This is a genomic window from Endozoicomonas atrinae (assembly GCF_001647025.1).
GTDB classification, from domain to species: domain Bacteria; phylum Pseudomonadota; class Gammaproteobacteria; order Pseudomonadales; family Endozoicomonadaceae; genus Endozoicomonas; species Endozoicomonas atrinae.
Window position 1 is genome coordinate 1 of record NZ_LUKQ02000380.1, and the last position, 3814, is coordinate 3814.

Annotated in this window: 4 protein-coding genes, 1 other RNA gene and 1 pseudogene; 3 read left to right on the forward strand and 3 right to left on the reverse strand. The window is 48.1% G+C overall.

Features of this window, described 5'->3' with window-relative positions; genetic code table 11:
* The 3 genes and pseudogenes from AK963_RS36005 to ssrA all read left to right on the forward strand — a co-directional run.
* Positions 1-190 (forward strand): annotated as a pseudogene (locus AK963_RS36005) (IS630 family transposase); the annotation flags it as partial.
* Positions 191-406: 216 nt separating this feature from the next.
* The gene (locus AK963_RS26525; RefSeq protein WP_066018357.1) at positions 407-1171 is read left to right on the forward strand and encodes a class II aldolase/adducin family protein; all 765 of its coding nucleotides are present in this window, start codon (positions 407-409) and stop codon (positions 1169-1171) included.
* 72 nt (positions 1172-1243) lie between these two features.
* Positions 1244-1648: a transfer-messenger RNA gene (gene ssrA / locus AK963_RS26530) on the forward strand.
* 319 nt (positions 1649-1967) lie between these two features.
* On the opposite strand, the gene AK963_RS26535 is transcribed toward ssrA, so the two are convergent.
* From AK963_RS26535 to AK963_RS26545, 3 genes are read right to left on the reverse strand one after another with little or no spacing between them, the layout of a single operon-like run.
* Positions 1968-3215, reverse strand: a complete 1248-nt coding sequence (locus AK963_RS26535) for a site-specific integrase (protein WP_066018358.1) — start codon at positions 3213-3215, stop codon at positions 1968-1970.
* Positions 3216-3237: 22 nt separating this feature from the next.
* Positions 3238-3423 (reverse strand): hypothetical protein, encoded by a 186-nt coding sequence (locus AK963_RS26540; RefSeq protein WP_066018359.1) that lies wholly within the window; start codon positions 3421-3423, stop codon positions 3238-3240.
* Between the two features lie 15 nt (positions 3424-3438).
* Positions 3439-3654: a hypothetical protein gene (locus tag AK963_RS26545; protein WP_066018360.1), complete on the reverse strand. Its 216-nt coding sequence runs from the start codon at positions 3652-3654 to the stop codon at positions 3439-3441.
* Between the last annotated feature and the right edge of the window lie 160 nt (positions 3655-3814).

A 3814-nucleotide genomic window follows, 5' to 3' on the forward strand; every position in this document is an offset into this window, starting at 1 on the left:
ACCATTCGCACCGGAGTTAAACAGCTCAGAAAGGCTATGGGAGTGGATGCGGGAGCATGACTTATCAAACAAAGCATTTTCAGGTTATGAAAATATTGTAGATTGTTGCTGTGAAGCTTGGAATAACCTTTGCAGCGAAGCTGGTCGACTGTTCAGTCTGTGCTCCCGTGATTGGGCAGTTATACAGTAGTTAGAAAATTCAATTGGTATTAATTGTGCCCCCCCTTGGTACGTAAAGAAAAATTTACGTAATCCGCGGTATCACCAAAGATAGCTATAGTATCCAGAGCGCGTATATCAATTCACTGTCTGACGTCATGGCAGTGGATATTTTTCGCGCATTTTGCAACCGCTAACCGTATTCAACAGCCAGTGTTGCTGAGCAATGATGACAGGGCGATTGGGCATGGGATTACCAGACGCAGAGAAAAATAACCGTTTTGATGAGAGTGAATGGAAACTTCGGCTGGACGTGGCTGCCTGCTATCGCTTAATGGCACACTTCGGCTGGGATGACCTGATTTACACCCATATCACCTGCCGGTTAACGGATGGGCCATCGGATTTTCTGATCAACCCCTTTGGCATGATGTTCGACGAGATCACTGCCTCCAGTCTGGTTCGAATCGATCTGGACGGCAACAAGGTAGAACACTCCGACTGGCCGGTAAACCCTGCCGGCTTTGTTATCCACAGTGCCATTCATCAGGTGAGGGAAGATGTTCGCTGTGTCCTTCATGCCCATACAGTAGCGACGGTTGCTGTCTCTGCCCTGGAGTGTGGTCTGTTGCCACTGAGCCAGCATGCAATGCTTCTGTTTCAGAGGGTGGCTTACCATGACTATGAAGGAATATCCGTAAACAAAGGTGAACGTCAGCGCCTGCAGAAAGATATGGGGCAGAACAATGTTATGTTTCTGCGGAATCATGGTGTGCTGGTGGCAGGAGCTACAGTTGCCGAGGCATTTCAGAACTTCTACTTTCTGCAAAAAGCCTGTGAGATCCAGCTTAAGGCCATGGGGTGCGGTACGCCAATCGTACAAATTCAACCGGAAGTCGAACAGGTCGTGATCAATCAATACCAGGAGGCCAATCTGGGCAGGGGAGCTGAGCTTGCATGGCCCGGCCTGTTGCGCAGACTGGATCGCATTGATCCTTCCTGGCGTGAATAAAACCGGATATAGCAACAGATTATGCGCCAGCCATTGCGACATCGGGCTCAGTGCTCTATAACTATAAGATCTGGGGGCGATTCGGATTCGACGACGGTATCGAACCCTTAGGTGCATGCCGAGGGCGTAGTGGTTCTCGTTAATCAAAACACTACAAACCTATTAGTTGCCAAAGGTAACTTAACTGGAGCTTCAAACGAACCTCATTTCGATCAGGTAGCGTTTGGTTAATCGTAGCTAACACTACGATACTCCCAGTCTAACCGGCTCGTCTGCTGGCTGGTATTCAGACTGTCATCGCAAGCGGACTCGCCACGCTCAGCAGGTCTCTGGCTGACGGGCTAAAACTTGTGGGAATCGCATCGCGGAACCCCGACCACTGGGTCGCTGTGGTGTTAAATTAAAGGTGGATCTAAGCATGTAGAGCCGAAGGCTGAGAACTGGCGGACGCGGGTTCAAATCCCGCCGCCTCCACCAACCACCAAAACTGACTCAGACCGACACAGGCAGAGTCAGGCAGATTAAAGGGCGTAAATTCAAGAGTTTACGCCCTTTTTCTTTTTGGGGGTGGTCTGCCTGAGTCTGCCCCAGTCTGCTCAGAAAAGCCCCTTAAACGCCCCCCACCGCCCCTCAAGCGCCCCTCAAAGTGAAAAAAAAGCCCCTCAAACGCCCCTCAGAATTGGCAGCGAAAGACCAGAAAGTCATAATTTGATTTAGCGAGAAAGAGTCTGAAAAGAGGGTAGCCACCCACTAAGGCAGCCTAAAAAACTACGGAGAGTTAAACAGAAAGGAAGGATTACTGAGCAGCGGAAAGAGACTTGTCTCCAGTGAAGCGAGATTTGGGAATATACTTCTCAGCGGACTTTTCCAACCAGCCACCATAGTGACGGTTAAGCATTTCGATTCCGCTATGCCCCATTTGGTTAGCAATCCACCAAGGGTTCTCATTATCCTTGATCAGCATATGGGCATAGGTATGCCGGGTTTGGTAAGGGTTGCGATAACGCAGGCCTGATCGTTTGATGGCTGGATGCCAGGCAAACTTGCGAATTTCCGAGTCATTCATCCAGTGTCTTGCTTTCAACGGGTGATGAAAAACGAAATTACCTTCAAGGAAAGTATGTGCTTTCTGACGCTGTAAGGCTTCGTGTGCCTGATCCAGCATCAGGATCTTACGGGATGAGACTCCTTTTTCAGCGGTTTTTAATCGGTCAATATGTCCCTCTACCATCGCCTGGTCTACCAGTATTTCCCTGTTCACAAAGTCGACCTTTTCCCACTTCAAGGCAATCAGTTCACTGGTACGCATGCCCGTATAAAAAGCGAACTGAAACAGGTTCTTCACCTGATCAATCATATTGTCCAGCAGAATATCGATTTCTTCTTCAGTAAACGGATCGACCTGAAATTCACTTTGACGTGATTCGATGGTAATGATGGAGTCCAGGTTGACCTGACGAACCGGGTTCTCTGTGATTGCCCTATCCATCAGGGCATCATCCATGGCCTGCTTGAATGGCGATAGAATGTTACTGATGGTTTTCCGTTTGCAGGTATGGCTTTTTGCAAAGACCCAGTCACGAATAATGCCAGGAGTAAGGTCAGTGATCTGAAGATAACCAAAATCCGGTATCAGCTGATTATCGATGATCTTTTTATAGTTTTTATGGGTCACCGGCCTGACCCGCTTTTCAGACCGGGTACGAAACTTTTTCAGAAAATCCTCAACTGTCCGCAGCGAACGATCTTCAACAGAAAATTTATTTGCATTGGGTGAGTCAGGAAAAAACGCAGCATAATCAAATTTGTCTGTTGATATTTCATGGCGCACCCGGGAGAGTAACTGGTGGGCAGCCGCTACGTCACGTTTAATAGCTGTTTTAAATTTGGAAATTGATGAAGGATTATTGTCTGGCCATGAACGATTAGAGAAGTTTTCTCGACAGCGTTCTTTTCGATAGTAGAAAACCATCCTGACCGTTGCGTATTTTTTAAAAGCCCGAACTTCAATACCTGCGGGCGTTTCAATATGGGATAAGTCCATACAGCACCTCTCTTATTCTTTCTTATCGTACATAGCGACTTTTTTCTGCCCAGACTTCCACAGCCTGAAGATTGACCCATGTCGCCCCATCTGCTGCGGTGCGAAACTCTTTACCTTCGCGCCATATACCGCGATTTTTTTTCTTGTAGAAAGCATCCTGTGTATCACCGGAAAGCTCGTAATAGCGGCTCAGTTTCACCCACTTCATCCTGGACCTCCTGTCTTACAAATGCTCGCCATCAATATCCGACACATAGCGCACTCGCAGATCGGCGTGGCTATTACACTCTGAGTGTTTGATGATGAACCTGCCGTCATGATAGGTTTCCACCACTGCCTGGGCATCCGTAACCAGATTCAGCAGTGCCACCGCATCCTCCAATTTGTTCAGTAGAAATTGATTCGTGCCAAAGCTGACTACATAAACTCGCTCGTCCATAAAAAAGCCTCCATGATTTCACATTGAGAAGTAGCGGCACCCATCAGAGTGCCTTATTGAGATCCGCAGCACTGGAGACAGCGCCGTCGATAATTTCACCGGTATCCATATCCACCACGACACCCCCGTCATCGTTACGCAGCAGCGCCTCGTTATGTTG

What these genes read in the sequence shown, in the direction of transcription:
- AK963_RS26545 (WP_066018360.1), bottom strand. Translation starts at nt 3,654, where the DNA reads ATGGACGAGCGAGTTTATGTAGTCAGCTTTGGCACGAATCAATTTCTA.
- AK963_RS26535 (WP_066018358.1), bottom strand. Translation starts at nt 3,215, where the DNA reads ATGGACTTATCCCATATTGAAACGCCCGCAGGTATTGAAGTTCGGGCT.
- AK963_RS26525 (WP_066018357.1), top strand. Translation starts at nt 407, where the DNA reads ATGGGATTACCAGACGCAGAGAAAAATAACCGTTTTGATGAGAGTGAA.
- AK963_RS26540 (WP_066018359.1), bottom strand. Translation starts at nt 3,423, where the DNA reads ATGAAGTGGGTGAAACTGAGCCGCTATTACGAGCTTTCCGGTGATACA.